Genomic DNA, 12,213 nt, shown 5'->3' with positions numbered 1-12,213 from the left:
CCGCAATCTCTGAAAAATGAATCCCCACGGCGTGCAGAACTTTTTTCTTCCGGGGGTTATGCATCCGGGGGTGGGGCTTTCAAAAATATGCCTGAAAGCCCCTGGTTTATTTACTGCACAAACGCGGTCAGACGGTTAAAGATGCCAGGGTCGTCGGCGTGGCGAATGATCTGCACCACATCCTCCAGCTTATCGACCTGGCTGACCATCTGCTCCAGCCGCTGATCGTCTGCTACCTGCAGCCAGATACGGCTCTGATCGCCTTCCGGCAGCGGTAAACAGAGAATGCCTTCCACGTTAAATGCGCGGCGGGCAAACAGGCCGCAGATATGTGACATCACGCCCGGGTGGTTGCGTACCGTGAGTTCCAGAATGACGGTTGATTGTTTAGTGATAGATTGCTGCATGACTTACTCTCCAATCATCTGAGTGTTGGCGGCACCCGGCGGCACCATTGGGTAGACTTTTTCATCGGCGTCGATACGAACGTGGATCAGGCAAGGCCCGGGGCGAGAAATCGCTTCCTGCAGCGCGGCCTGCGGATCTTCCGCCTGGTTCAGGTCGCAGGTTGCCAGGCCAAAGCCGCGGGCGATGGTCAGGAAATCCGTCATGCCGGGGTAAGTCGCGGCGAAGATATTCTGCTGGTAGAACAGCGTTTGCTGCTGATGTACCAGCCCCAGCGCCTGGTTGTTCATCAGGATGATTTTTACATCCAGATTGTTTTCCGCCGCCGTCGCCATCTCCTGGATATTCATCATCAGGCTGCCGTCGCCGGAGAAGCACAAGACTTTACGGCCTGGTTCGGCCAGCGCCGCGCCAACCGCTGCCGGTAAGCCAAAGCCCATGGTGCCCAGGCCGCCGGACGTCAGCCACTGGCGCGGACGGTTGAGCGGATAAGCCTGAGCCACCCACATCTGGTGCTGGCCTACGTCGGTAGTAACAATAGCCTCATCGTCTACGCAGGCCGCTGCGGCTTTGATCAGCCCATAAGGCATCAGCGGGTTATCCGCCCCCGGCGTGGCAAACGGGAACTCGCGCTGCAAATCGCCTACCGTTTGCAGCCACTCGCTGCGATGGGCTTTTTTGGTCTGTGGAATAAGTTGGCTCAGCACTTCACGCACGTCACCGCGAATCGCCACATTCGCCTGCTTAATTTTGCCCAGCTCAGCGCGATCGATATCAACGTGAATAATTTTGGCATTCGGGCAAAACTCTTCCGTTTTACCAATCGCTCGGTCGTCAAAGCGTGCGCCAAGCACGATCAGCAGATCGGCTTCGTGCAGGATAAAGTTGGTGCTGCGCGCGCCGTGCATTCCCAGCATTCCCAGAGAAAGCGGGTGCCGGGCGGGGATCGTCCCCAGCGCCATCAGCGTCATGGTTGTCGGCAGCCCGGCACGCTCCGCCAGTTCGCGTGCCTGCTCCGCAGCTCCCGCGCTGATAATGCCGCCACCCAGATAAAGCACCGGGCGTTTGGCTTCGTTGATCATCGCCGCCGCACGGGCGATGTCCTGGTGGTCAAAAGCAGGGGCAGCAGAAGGCGCAGCAACCTCAGGCAGTTCGGCGATGTCGATTTCAGCGGTCTGAATGTCTTTAGGAATATCGATCCAAACTGGACCTGGGCGGCCAGACTGTGCAATACGGAACGCGTCGGTAATCACCTGCGGAAGCTCGTCAATGCTGCGCACCAGGTAGTTATGTTTGGTTATAGGAATCGAAATACCGTAGGTGTCTACTTCCTGGAAAGCATCGGCGCCAATCATCGAAGTGGGTACCTGGCCGGTGATACAAACCAGCGGAATGGAGTCGAGACGCGCGTCAGCAATGGCGGTGACAAGGTTTGTGGCCCCCGGCCCGCTGCAGGCAATGCAGACTGCCGGTTTGCCGCTGGTACGCGCCATGCCCTGCGCCATAAATCCCGCGCCCTGCTCGTGGCGAGCCAGAACGTGGCGAATGCGGGGGCTTTGGCTCAAGGCATTGTAGAGCGGCAGAACGGTGCCACCTGGAATGCCACTAACCGTTGTAATCCCATGATGCTCCAGCATTTTTACAATCAGCTGGGCGCCGGTGATGCGTTGTGAGGGTGTGTCCGAAATTGCCATGCTCCAGTCCTTCTAATTAGCCGGTTCGCTTCTGGGCAGGCACTTAAAACAAGAAACCCCGCCCGGTTTGCGCCGGCGGGGTTTGGAATCGATGCGTTGATTCAGTCCCTACGGCGCATTGCCGACGACCACCACCACACGCACGACGACCACCGCGGCTGGTAGCGCGGTAACTAGTAGGGTCGAAGTTTGCAGGGAATGAGTCATGGGTTTCCTGAATCAAAATTAAAAGTCGATATTGATAAAATCATACTCGCTGGTTTCACACAACAGGATTTTTACCGTCAGCTAAAAAACGAGCTAAATGTCACATTTTTGTTAAATGCTAAGTTTCAGCAGCAGCGTCCGCCGCTTTTACCGCTGTAGCGGGCATCCTGACGCTCGCGGAAAAATTCTTCATAGGTCATTGGCGTCTGCTCAGGGTGCGTCAGGCGCATGTGCTGCACATAGTTGTCGTAATCAGGTACGCCAATCATCAGCTTCGCGGCCTGGCCGAGGTATTTTCCGGCTTTGGCTAGATTATCGAACATGGTACCTCCAGTGGGTTGCCCCTCACCCCGGCCCTCTCCCCAAAGGGGAGAGGGGGAAAAGATAAGAACCGCGTCTCTCTCCGCTTAAGACTAAAACGAAGCTCAATGGGTCTCCGCTCAACGTTAAGATAGAGCCCCATCTATCCCCTCTCCCTTTCAGGGAGAGGGTTAGGGTGAGGGTAAAAATCAGTGCACGCTCTTCGCCTGCGCCACGATCTGTTCGTAATTCTCAGGCATCGGTTCATACGGCGTCTCGCTAGACGTCGGTTGCTCAGACTTCAGCGCCTTGAGCGCGGTTTTCAGCGAGAACCAGCCGAGCACCACAACCACCACCATAAAGAAGATGGTCAGCCCCGCATCCAGACGGTTGTTAAACACCAGCTGGCTGAGCTGCGACTGCGTGTACTGCGCCGGAATATTGCCGCTGTCGATCATCGCCTGGAATTTATTGGCGATGGCGAGGAAGCCCACTTTTGCATCCGAGCTGAATGCTTTCTGCCAGCCTGCGGTTAACGTGCACACCAGCAGCCAGGCGGTCGGCATCAGCGCAACCCAGGCGTAGCGCTGCTTCTTCATTTTGAACAGCACAACGGCGCACAGCATCAACGCCATGCCCGCCAGCATCTGGTTGGCGATACCGAACAGCGGCCACAGCGTGTTAATGCCGCCCAGCGGATCGACTACGCCCTGATGCAGGAAGTAACCCCAGGCGAGCACACAAAGCCCGGTGGCAAGCAGGTTGGCCGGCAGTGAATCCGTCCGTTTCAGTCCTGGAGAGATAACGCCCAGCAAGTCCTGCAGCATAAAGCGTGCCGCACGAGTCCCCGCATCCACCGCCGTCAGGATAAACAGCGCTTCAAACAGGATGGCAAAGTGGTACCAGAACGAGACATCCATAAATCCACCGAGCGCGCCGTGCAGAATATACGCCATGCCCACGGCAAGCGTAGGTGCCCCACCGGCGCGGGAGATGATGCTCTGTTCGCCGACTTCGTTGGCGATGTTGGTCAGCGTTTCCGGGGTGATATGGAAGCCCCATCCGCTCACCACCTGCGCGGCAGAAGCGACAACATCCGCCGTTCCCGCTGGTGCCAGTACAGCCATCGGGCTGTTCATCGCGAAGTACACGCCCGGATCGATGATACAGGCCGCCACCAGCGCCATGATCGCCACGAAGGACTCCATCAACATGCCGCCGTAGCCAATGAAGCAGGCCTGATTTTCGTTCGCCAGCATTTTTGGCGTGGTGCCGGAGGCAATCAGCGCGTGGAAGCCGGAGACGGCCCCGCAGGCGATGGTGATAAACAGGAACGGGAACAGATCGCCGCTCCAGACCGGGCCGGTGCCATCAATGAATTTTGTTAATGATGGCATTTGCAGCGTTGGACGCATGATCAAAATGCCGATCGCCAGCCCGATGATGGTGCCGATTTTCAGGAATGTGGAAAGGTAATCACGCGGGGCCAGCAACAGCCACACCGGCAGCACCGAGGCCACAAAACCGTACCCTACCAGCATCCAGGTGAGCTGCACGCCCGTAAAGTCAAAGTACGGTGCCCAGGTTGGGCTTTCCGCTACCCAGCCGCCGGAAATAATGGCAAACACCAGCATCACCAGGCCAATCACCGACACTTCACCGATACGCCCTGGACGCAAATAGCGAATATAGACGCCCATGAACAACGCCAGCGGAATAGTAAAGGCCACGGTGTAGGTCCCCCACGGGCTGTGGGTTAACGCCTTCACCACGATCATTGCCAGCACGGCCAGGATAATCACCATGATCATAAAACAGGCTACCAGCGCGATAACCCCCGCCGTGTTGCCCATTTCTTCTTTAACTAACTCCCCCAGCGAGCGCCCGTTGCGACGCGTGGAGACAAACAACACCATAAAGTCCTGCACGGCGCCCGCCAGCACCACGCCTGCCAGCAGCCAAAGCATACCCGGCAGGTAACCCATTTGCGCGGCAAGCACCGGCCCCACCAGCGGGCCAGCCCCGGCAATGGCGGCAAAGTGGTGGCCAAACAGCACTTTTTTATCTGTTGGGACGTAGTCAAGACCGTCATTGTTTCGCACGGCCGGCGTCATGCGCGTGGCATCCACCGTCAGCACGCGTTTAGCGATAAACAAACCGTAGTAACGATAGGCAATCAGATAAATACAGACTGAGGCAATAACAATCCACAGCGCATTTATCTGTTCACCGCGATTCAGTGCGATATAGCCGAGGGCGAATGCGCCTATCAAAGCAAGCACGACCCAGACGAGGTGTTTCCCAAATCTATCCATCAATTTTGTCCGTTTTCTAAGTGGATACCGAGAGTTGTTACATTTTGTATCTAGCCTGGAATACCGGTTCTCACAATCGGAAGGGAACAAAACGCGGGGCATTTACCTCAGTTTGTTAATGAGATCACCTAAATATGTATCGCAACCGTAAAGTCGTCAGGTCAATTGTGGAGCATCAGGTTGGTGAATGGTTAACGCGGAGATTAATAACCATGGATGATTAATTAGCGGAATTAATTGGTTTTAAATGTCAATCGAGAAAGATATTGATAATTATTTTCATTTGCAATAGCGTGTTTCCGCACTTTTAACTCCAGGCACTTTTGCCGCGTCCTTCCTCGTTTGGGAAAGGAGCTTCAGGGACGCAGGCGGTGACACTCAGGACAAATAATGAACAATACATTATCGTACTCCCTCGCCACATTGGTGAGTCTGGGTCTCTACGGCACCGCTTTTTCAGCGGCAGCAGCAGAGGCAACCCCCGCTGAAAACGAAGATACGCTCGTCGTGACCGCAGCCCAGCAAACGCTGCAGGCGCCCGGCGTGTCGGTAATTACTTCTGACGAACTAAAGAAGCACCCGGTCGCGCGCGATGTCTCTGAGATCATTCGCACCATGCCGGGGGTTAACCTGACCGGCAACTCCACCAGCGGGCAACGCGGCAACGGCCGCCAGATCGATATTCGCGGCATGGGGCCAGAAAATACGCTGATCCTGGTTGACGGTAAGCCGGTGACCAGCCGTAATTCAGTGCGCCTGGGCTGGCGCGGCGAACGTGATACCCGCGGCGACGCTTCCTGGGTTCCACCGGAAATGATCGAACGCATTGAAGTACTGCGCGGCCCGGCAGCGGCCCGATACGGCAACGGGGCGGCGGGCGGCGTGGTGAACATCATCACCAAACGCAGCAGCAACGAGTTCCACGGCAGCTGGAATACCTATTTCAATGCCCCGGAGCATAAAGATGAAGGCGCGACGAAGCGCACCAACTTCAGCCTGACCGGGCCGCTCGGTGACGACGTGAGTTTCCGCCTTTACGGCAACCTCGATAAAACACAGGCGGACGCCTGGGACATCAACCAGGGGCATCAGTCGCTGCGAACAGGCTCTTACGCCAACACGCTACCTGCTGGTCGCGAAGGTGTGATCCACAAAGATCTGAACGGGATGATCCGCTGGGAATTTGCCCCGATGCAGGCGCTGGAGTTTGAAACCGGCTACAGCCGTCAGGGGAATCTCTATTCAGGCGATACACAAAATACGAATACCAGCCAGTTGGTGAAGGACAACTACGGCAAAGAGACCAACCGCCTCTACCGCCAGACCTATGCCGTCACCTGGACCGGCGGCTGGGACAACGGCGTCACCACCAACACTTATGCGCAATACGAACACACCCGTAACTCGCGCATGAACGAAGGCCTGGCGGGCGGTACAGAGGGGATTTTCTCCAACAACCAGTTCTCAGATATCGATCTCAACGATGTCATGCTGCACAGCGAAGCAAGCATTCCGTTTGCCCTGTTGGTGAATCAAAACCTCACCGTCGGTAGCGAATGGAATCAGCAGCGGATGAAAGACGGTACGTCCAACACCCAGTCGTTAAGTGAAGGCGGGCCGATTCCGGGGCTCTCATCCACCGGCCGAAGCCCTTATTCCAAAGCGGAGATCTTCTCTCTGTTTGCCGAAAACAATATGGAGCTAACCAGCAGCACCATGCTGACGCCGGGGCTGCGCTTTGATCATCACTCCATAGTGGGGAATAACTGGAGTCCGTCGCTGAACCTGAGCCAGGAGTTGGTGGAAGACTTGACGCTGAAACTCGGTATTGCCCGGGCTTATAAAGCGCCAAGTCTGTATCAGACCAACCCGAACTACATTCTTTACAGCCGCGGTCAGGGCTGTGCGGCCAGCGGCGGGGCGTGTTATCTGATGGGGAATGAGGATCTGAAAGCCGAAACCAGCGTCAACAAAGAGATTGGCCTGGAGTTCAAGCACGACGGCTATCAGGCCGGGATCACCTGGTTCCGAAATGACTACCGTAACAAAATTGAATCCGGCTATTCACCGATCGCTTCCAACAGCAAGAAAACCGACATCTACCAGTGGGGCAATGTGCCTAAAGCGGTGGTGGAAGGTCTTGAAGGCACGATTAATCTGCCGCTGACGGAGAGCGTAAGCTGGAATAACAACCTGACTTACATGCTGAAAAGTAAAAACAAGGAAACCGGCGATCGCCTGTCGATCATCCCTGAATACACGCTTAATTCCACGCTGAGCTGGCAGGTTCGCCAGGACATTTCGCTGCAAAGTACGCTGACGTGGTACGGCAAACAGGCACCGAAAAAGTATAACTACAAGGGAGTGCCGGTTACCGGCAGCGACACCAATGAGGTCAGCCCTTATAGCATCCTTGGCATGAGCGCGACCTGGGACGCGACCAAAAACGTCAGCTTCACCGCCGGGATAGACAACCTGCTGGATAAGCGCCACTGGCGCGCGGGGAACGCCCAGACCACCGGGAATGACACCACCAAGTCCTACATGTACGGCGCTGGCGCGGAGACCTACAACGAGCCTGGCCGCACGTACTATATGAGCGTCAATACGCACTTCTAAGCTCGGTTCGGGAGGCTAATAAGCCTCCCAAATTGATCGCCAACGACCGAAATACAGAGAAGACAATTTATTGACTGTTATTAGACCGAAATTTAGATTTTTTTAAGGTTAATAGCCCGACTAAACGCTTCCCTTCTTTATTGCCTTCCCGGTGAAAAAATCGCTTGATGCCCGTTCATAAGAAAATGTTATAGTCGAAAAATCACCCAAAAAAAGACCGACAATATAATTTTCAACAAGGAGTTACCTCTGATGGCTCAAGCATTATCCCTCGAAGGCTTTTTAACCTCAGTACAGTCCCGCGATCCGCACCAGATAGAATTCGCTCAGGCGGTTCGCGAAGTGATGAGCACGCTGTGGCCGTTTCTGGAAAACAATCCGCAATACCGCCAGCAGGCGCTACTCGAACGTCTGGTTGAGCCGGAGCGCGTGATTCAGTTCCGCGTCGCCTGGGTGGATGACAAAAACCAGGTGCAGGTGAACCGGGCCTGGCGCGTGCAGTTCAACTCGGCCATTGGCCCGTTCAAAGGCGGAATGCGCTTCCACCCTTCCGTTAATCTGTCGATCCTCAAATTCCTCGGCTTTGAGCAGACCTTTAAAAATGCCCTTACCACGCTACCGATGGGCGGCGGCAAAGGCGGCAGCGACTTTAATCCGAAGGGCAAAAGCGAAGGCGAAATCATGCGCTTTTGCCAGGCGCTGATGCTGGAGCTTTATCGCCACCTTGGCCCGGATACCGACGTCCCGGCGGGGGATATCGGCGTGGGCGGCCGCGAAGTCGGCTACATGGCGGGGATGATGAAAAAGCTCTCCAACAACACCGCCTGCGTGTTTACCGGCAAAGGGCTGTCGTTCGGCGGCAGTCTGATCCGCCCGGAAGCGACCGGCTACGGCCTGATCTACTTCACCGATGCCATGCTGCAGCGCCACGGACTGGGCTTTGAAGGCATGCGCGTGGCGGTTTCCGGCTCCGGGAACGTAGCTCAGTATGCGATTGAAAAAGCCATGTCGCTCGGCGCTCGCGTGGTCACGGCGTCTGACTCCAACGGCACCGTGGTAGATGAAGCAGGCTTCAGCGCAGAGAAGCTGGCCCGCCTGTGCGAAATCAAAGCCAGCCGCGACGGCCGCGTAGCTGATTATGCCCGGGAGTTTGGCCTGACTTATCTGGAAGGCCAGCAGCCGTGGAGTGTGCCGGTCGATATCGCTCTGCCTTGTGCAACGCAGAACGAACTGGATGTCGATGCCGCGAAAACGCTTATCGCCAACGGCGTGAAAGCCGTAGCAGAAGGGGCAAATATGCCAACCACGATTGCTGCGACGGATCTGTTTGTAGAAGCTGGCGTACTGTTCGCGCCGGGTAAAGCGGCAAACGCAGGCGGCGTGGCAACGTCCGGGCTGGAAATGGCGCAGAATGCGGCCCGTCTGAGCTGGAAGGCCGAAAAAGTGGATATTCGCCTGCACCACATCATGCTCGATATTCACCAGGCCTGCGTGGATTACGGCGGCGAAGGGAAACAAACCCAGTACGTTCGCGGCGCGAACATCGCCGGGTTCGTGAAAGTTGCGGACGCGATGCTGGCTCAGGGCGTGCTGTAACTTGCAGGGTGAGGGCATTCGCCCTCACCCATTTTCATCTACAAAGTCAGCTTCATTTCATATTGCCGGAGCGTATCCTGTGTAAAACCGCTGCTTAAAAATAACGGCGCAACCGTTTCGGGCAAGCTGGGAATAGTCACTAATCCAGGGAACCGGTGCTGAAGTAAAGCCAGCAGCTTTTTCGCCTTCCCCGAACGTCGCGCATGCGGCTCAACAAACAACCCTCTGAGCTTCGGTATCTCACCGGGAACGACCATCGCATAAGCCACTTCATCCAGTACAAAAGCCTTACCCGGTAGCTTATACAGCGTTTCGGCCGCGCAAAGCCACGGCAGCGGCGCATCGTTAGCAGCCATCATTCTACGGGTCATTTGCATTGGATCGATTTCCAGCAGCTCGCCGTCGGCTTCACCTTCCGGCACGCCGGAGGACTGGAAGCCCACCAGCGTTTGCTGGGGCACAAAGCCCATTCGCTCATAGAGCGCCAGCCCACCTTCGTTGCCTAAAATCACTTCCAGATAAAATTGCTTATCCCCGCGTTCGCGCGCGGCATCAATGAGCTGCTGAATGAAGATCTTGCCTAACCCCTGCCCGCGCAGCTCAGGGCGAATCGCAAATGCGGCCAGCCGGCAGGTTTGCCCGCGTCGCGTCACCAGCGCCATCGCTTTGGGCTCTCCACGGTAAAGCCAGACGGGGCTGTCGCCAGGAAAAAAATCTTCTGAGGCAAAACGCCAGCCGAACGTTTCACCTTCCAGACGGAAAGGCACCACGTACTCTTCAAAACAATGGGTTAATATCTCTGCCAGCTGAAGGCTGTTCCAGTTCAGCGCTGGTTTACTCACAATCTCGTGCCGCATGCTCTCTCCCGCTCAGCGAATGTTGTTCTCCGGAAGATACTGTTTAGCACAGTCAGAGCGTCAGGATGTAGCTTCCGGTGCAGCAGTCGCTGTGTTATTCAACGGCTTAACGCGAAACCACGGCAGGCAAAGCTGAATCAGAGGCCCGATAGCTAACGCATAAAGCACTGTGCCCACGCCAAAACTGCCGCCCATCAGCCAGCCGGAGATCAGTACGGTCACTTCGATGGCGGTACGCACGCTGCGCACCGACCAGCCCGTTCTGGCATGGATCCCGGTCATCAGGCCATCTCGTGGCCCGGCCCCAAAACCTGCGCCGATATACATCCCCGTCGCCAGGGCGTTAACCACCAACGCGCCGACCAGCAAAACGGAACGCGCAAGAAGCGATTCCAGCGGCGGCATTAGCGCCAGCGTGGCATCCGCCGCCAGACCTAACACAATCACGTTACTGATGGTGCCAAGGCCAGGCCGCTGGCGCAGCGGGATCCACAGCAGCAGCACCAGCGCCCCCACAATAATCATCACCAGCCCGAGGTTAAGCGAAAAAAGCCTCGCCACGCCGAGGTGGAAAACGTTCCACGGGTCCGCGCCCAGATCGGCACGAACGAACATAGCGGTTGAAATGCCGTAAAAGACCAGGCCGGTATAAAGCTGCAGCAGGCGACGAGCCATCATGACAGAGATCCTCATTGTGTTTTTATGGCTATACCCTCTCGCAAAATGGACTTAGTATTAAGGTCCAGTTATCAGAAAGTGGACTGCTATGACGCTGCGCAGAATCGGAATTTCATCTTTAACACGCCTGCTGGGCCACTGGCATCAGGCGTCATCCCGCTCGCCGGTTTATCGCCAGCTGGCAGATGGGCTGCGGCTGCTGATCCTGGATGGCCGCCTGCCGCTCGACAGCAGGCTGCCGGGGGAAAGAGAGCTTTCTGCCGCGCTGGGCGTGAGCCGTACCACGGTGGCCTCCGCGCTGGCGCAGCTCAGGGAGGAAGGCTATCTGCTGAGTCGCCAGGGTTCAGGCTCCGTCACCATGCTGCCCGAGAGCAGCCCGGCCATCTCCCCTTTACCCGGCAATGCCCCTGTGCTGGATCTTTCCACCGCCGCGCTCAGCGCCGGGCCGGAAATTCATCGGGCCTATTCCACCGCGCTCACTTTCCTGCCGGAGCATTTGTCCTCAACCGGCTATGACAGCCAGGGCTTACCGGAGCTGAGAGAAGCGATTGCGCGGCATTATGCGTCCCGAGGGTTACCCACCACGCCTGACCAAATTATGGTGGTCAACGGTGCCGTCAGCGGGCTGGGGCTGATACTTAGACTGTTCACCGGTCCAGGCGACCGCGTGGTCGTTGACCATCCTACTTATCCGATGGCGTTGGCGGCTATTCGCGGAGCCTCCTGCCGCCCCGTGCCGGTCAGCCTGCCCGCCAGCGGCTGGGATGTTGACGGTTTAGCGGCGACAATCGCCCAGACTTCTCCCCGGCTGGCCTACTTAATTCCCGATTTTCATAATCCCACAGGCCGCTGCATGGATGCAGCCACGCGCCAGAGGGTTAATGAGATTGCTGCCCGCAGCCACACCACGCTGGTTGTGGATGAGACGTTGGCCGATCTCTGGTTTGACGCACCGCCCCCTCCTCCGCTGGCGGCTTTTGGCCCGGAAGAGCACACTATTTCGCTGGGTTCTGCCGGAAAAAGTTTCTGGGGCGGGCTGCGCCTCGGCTGGATAAGGGCCTCAGGCAAAACCATCAGTTCGCTGATACAAATCCGCAATACCTTTGATTTAGGGACGCCTTTACTGGAGCAGCTGGCCGCCACGCAGCTGTTTACCGACGCGGCGCAGTTCTTGCCTCAGCGCAGAGAGATGCTCCGCCAACGCTGCGAAACGAGCTTCGCCACGATGCAAACGCTGTTCCCGGACTGGCAAACATCGCCCCCGGAAGGCGGGCTGTCGTGGTGGGTGGAATTACCGAAACCGCTGGCAACGATTTTTGCCGCCGCCGCCGAGAGTCAGGGCATTCGGATAGGGGCCGGGCCACGGTTTGGGGTCGAAGGGGCTTTTGAGCGCTTTTTACGCCTCCCCTTCAGCCTTGAACCCGCGGAGATGCAGTTTGCCCTGCAGCGGCTGCAGCCGCTCTGGCAGCATCTGGCGGCAACAAGAAATGAAAGTTTGCGGGGAATGGTATTTTAGCAAGCGAAATATTTCCCTCTAAAAGA

At 56.8% G+C, this 12,213-nt stretch carries 10 protein-coding genes; 3 read left to right on the top strand and 7 right to left on the bottom strand.

Translation table 11 applies throughout. The features are described from left to right. Nucleotides 1-110 precede the first annotated feature (110 nt). From ilvN to cstA, 5 genes are all read right to left on the bottom strand, one after another. Nucleotides 111-407: an acetolactate synthase small subunit gene (gene ilvN / locus LH86_RS10390; RefSeq protein ID WP_008454697.1), complete on the bottom strand. Its 297-nt coding sequence runs from the start codon at nucleotides 405-407 to the stop codon at nucleotides 111-113. A gap of 3 nt (nucleotides 408-410) precedes the next feature. Beyond that, entirely contained in the window at nucleotides 411-2,099 is a 1,689-nt protein-coding gene (ilvB, locus tag LH86_RS10385; RefSeq protein ID WP_039300950.1) for an acetolactate synthase large subunit, read from the bottom strand. 108 nt (nucleotides 2,100-2,207) lie between these two features. Then, nucleotides 2,208-2,306 carry an ilvB operon leader peptide IvbL gene (gene ivbL, locus LH86_RS22570; RefSeq protein WP_071842708.1) on the bottom strand — a complete coding sequence of 33 codons (99 nt, stop codon included), beginning with the start codon at nucleotides 2,304-2,306 and terminating at the stop codon, nucleotides 2,208-2,210. A gap of 125 nt (nucleotides 2,307-2,431) precedes the next feature. Then, complete coding sequence (locus LH86_RS10380; protein ID WP_039300949.1) at nucleotides 2,432-2,629, bottom strand: YbdD/YjiX family protein; 198 nt, start codon at nucleotides 2,627-2,629, stop codon at nucleotides 2,432-2,434. Nucleotides 2,630-2,815: 186 nt separating this feature from the next. Continuing rightward, complete coding sequence (cstA, locus tag LH86_RS10375) at nucleotides 2,816-4,921, bottom strand: pyruvate/proton symporter CstA (RefSeq protein ID WP_039300947.1); 2,106 nt, start codon at nucleotides 4,919-4,921, stop codon at nucleotides 2,816-2,818. Nucleotides 4,922-5,311: 390 nt separating this feature from the next. Between cstA and LH86_RS10370 the strand changes: the two genes are divergently transcribed. Beyond that, nucleotides 5,312-7,540 (top strand): TonB-dependent siderophore receptor, encoded by a 2,229-nt coding sequence (locus LH86_RS10370; RefSeq protein WP_039300944.1) that lies wholly within the window; start codon nucleotides 5,312-5,314, stop codon nucleotides 7,538-7,540. 252 nt (nucleotides 7,541-7,792) lie between these two features. Continuing rightward, the gene (gene gdhA / locus LH86_RS10365; RefSeq protein WP_039300941.1) at nucleotides 7,793-9,136 is read left to right on the top strand and encodes an NADP-specific glutamate dehydrogenase; all 1,344 of its coding nucleotides are present in this window, start codon (nucleotides 7,793-7,795) and stop codon (nucleotides 9,134-9,136) included. A gap of 38 nt (nucleotides 9,137-9,174) precedes the next feature. Here gdhA and LH86_RS10360 read toward each other — a convergent pair whose 3' ends face one another. Then, nucleotides 9,175-9,993 (bottom strand): GNAT family N-acetyltransferase, encoded by an 819-nt coding sequence (locus LH86_RS10360; RefSeq protein ID WP_039300938.1) that lies wholly within the window; start codon nucleotides 9,991-9,993, stop codon nucleotides 9,175-9,177. A 60-nt stretch (nucleotides 9,994-10,053) separates the two neighbouring features. Next, nucleotides 10,054-10,668, bottom strand: a complete 615-nt coding sequence (locus tag LH86_RS10355) for a YczE/YyaS/YitT family protein (protein ID WP_039296519.1) — start codon at nucleotides 10,666-10,668, stop codon at nucleotides 10,054-10,056. 91 nt (nucleotides 10,669-10,759) lie between these two features. On the opposite strand from LH86_RS10355, the gene LH86_RS10350 reads away from it, so the two are divergent. After that, nucleotides 10,760-12,187 carry a PLP-dependent aminotransferase family protein gene (locus tag LH86_RS10350; protein ID WP_039300935.1) on the top strand — a complete coding sequence of 476 codons (1,428 nt, stop codon included), beginning with the start codon at nucleotides 10,760-10,762 and terminating at the stop codon, nucleotides 12,185-12,187. Nucleotides 12,188-12,213: the final 26 nt, after the last annotated feature.

Origin of the sequence: Cedecea neteri, from assembly GCF_000758325.1 — a bacterium.
Lineage (GTDB): Bacteria > Pseudomonadota > Gammaproteobacteria > Enterobacterales > Enterobacteriaceae > Cedecea > Cedecea neteri_B.
Note: the sequence above shows the minus strand (reverse complement) of the source record. Positions and strands in the feature narration are given on the sequence as shown.

Coding starts and splice junctions, on each gene's coding strand:
- LH86_RS10360 (WP_039300938.1), bottom strand. CDS start 9,993: ATGCGGCACGAGATTGTGAGTAAACCAGCGCTGAACTGGAACAGCCTT.
- ilvN (WP_008454697.1), bottom strand. CDS start 407: ATGCAGCAATCTATCACTAAACAATCAACCGTCATTCTGGAACTCACG.
- ivbL (WP_071842708.1), bottom strand. CDS start 2,306: ATGACTCATTCCCTGCAAACTTCGACCCTACTAGTTACCGCGCTACCA.
- LH86_RS10370 (WP_039300944.1), top strand. CDS start 5,312: ATGAACAATACATTATCGTACTCCCTCGCCACATTGGTGAGTCTGGGT.
- LH86_RS10380 (WP_039300949.1), bottom strand. CDS start 2,629: ATGTTCGATAATCTAGCCAAAGCCGGAAAATACCTCGGCCAGGCCGCG.
- cstA (WP_039300947.1), bottom strand. CDS start 4,921: ATGGATAGATTTGGGAAACACCTCGTCTGGGTCGTGCTTGCTTTGATA.
- ilvB (WP_039300950.1), bottom strand. CDS start 2,099: ATGGCAATTTCGGACACACCCTCACAACGCATCACCGGCGCCCAGCTG.
- LH86_RS10355 (WP_039296519.1), bottom strand. CDS start 10,668: ATGGCTCGTCGCCTGCTGCAGCTTTATACCGGCCTGGTCTTTTACGGC.
- LH86_RS10350 (WP_039300935.1), top strand. CDS start 10,760: ATGACGCTGCGCAGAATCGGAATTTCATCTTTAACACGCCTGCTGGGC.
- gdhA (WP_039300941.1), top strand. CDS start 7,793: ATGGCTCAAGCATTATCCCTCGAAGGCTTTTTAACCTCAGTACAGTCC.